Annotated in this window: 2 protein-coding genes; one reads left to right on the forward strand and one right to left on the reverse strand. The window is 37.9% G+C overall.

What is annotated here, in order from left to right; genetic code table 11:
- Nucleotides 1-124: 124 nt before the first annotated feature.
- Nucleotides 125-352, forward strand: a complete 228-nt coding sequence (locus tag C9E89_RS22760; protein ID WP_107010321.1) for a hypothetical protein — start codon at nucleotides 125-127, stop codon at nucleotides 350-352.
- 272 nt (nucleotides 353-624) lie between these two features.
- Here C9E89_RS22760 and C9E89_RS22770 read toward each other — a convergent pair whose 3' ends face one another.
- Nucleotides 625-912, reverse strand: a complete 288-nt coding sequence (locus C9E89_RS22770) for a hypothetical protein (protein WP_171405219.1) — start codon at nucleotides 910-912, stop codon at nucleotides 625-627.
- Between the last annotated feature and the right edge of the window lie 154 nt (nucleotides 913-1,066).

A 1,066-nucleotide genomic window follows, 5' to 3' on the forward strand; every position in this document is an offset into this window, starting at 1 on the left:
ATTTTCTCCGATATTTATGGATGTTTTGAGAACAATGTTGGTGCAGAGTCTAAACTTCATAATATCAGGGAAAGTATGGATTTTTAAAAAGAAAACCCACACTGGGTGGGTTGTGGAGTTTGTTATGAGTGATAATCAAGAATCAGAACGCGGAATTATTCCAGCAGGAACGCGAGTTAAGTTATTCGAAGGACGTGTAACCCTGCTAGAAGATGTGGTGGTTGAGGCTAATCAAGAGTGGATTGATAAAGCCATTAAAGATCAGCAGGATTATTTTAATGGCATCACAACCTGTTGTGATACTAAGGTTGTAGATGGTTTAAAATCCACTGAGCATTGTCATTTCCAATAGATGTTGTCCACGCAGCTTCATCCGAGAGTTTCACCACAAGAAGCTTATCATCACTATCAATATACCCAGAAAGATAATTACGAACTTCACTTGAAGTTCCAGAGTTACCAATAAGCCATACTGATTTTAAGGGGGTGCAATATCCATTGGCTATTGATTTTATTGCATCAATCAAACCCTTGTAGTTTTTATCTTGTATAAGATCATAACTTATTAAATAGAAATTCATTCTTTCCTCCACCCGATCAGTAAGCTGCGTCGGGTTCGCAGTTTTAAACTTCCTTCTGACCCGCAAACTCTATTGATTGCAATAGATCAATAGGTAAATCAATTATCTCGCCAGTAATTGTTTTAAAGACCACATCAACTGTGGCATATCCGAAATTCACGCTTGTAATTTTTACTAAGTTATAAGTTTTAGCAGCATCGATCATGGTTATGTTGAAATAGCCGTCTTCACGAGCATAGGAAATAAGAAACTGGTTGATTGCCATCTGCATGGTGCTGCCTTGATTTCTATATGTATGCAGTGGTGGTATTGGGAGTTTAGGTGTGCTCATTTTTTATTTCTCAGAATACTTCTCTAAAAAATCATCAATCCAACCCTGCGCTACATCAAGGTTAGTAATATCAGCGAGTTTTAGATTGGTGCCCTCAGCCTCGTTAAAACCCTCAATAATAGCCTCAAAGATATTTGCCTCACCAATCACCTCA

It is taken from the genome of Acinetobacter sichuanensis (assembly GCF_003024515.2).
In the GTDB taxonomy this organism is placed as follows: domain Bacteria; phylum Pseudomonadota; class Gammaproteobacteria; order Pseudomonadales; family Moraxellaceae; genus Acinetobacter; species Acinetobacter sichuanensis.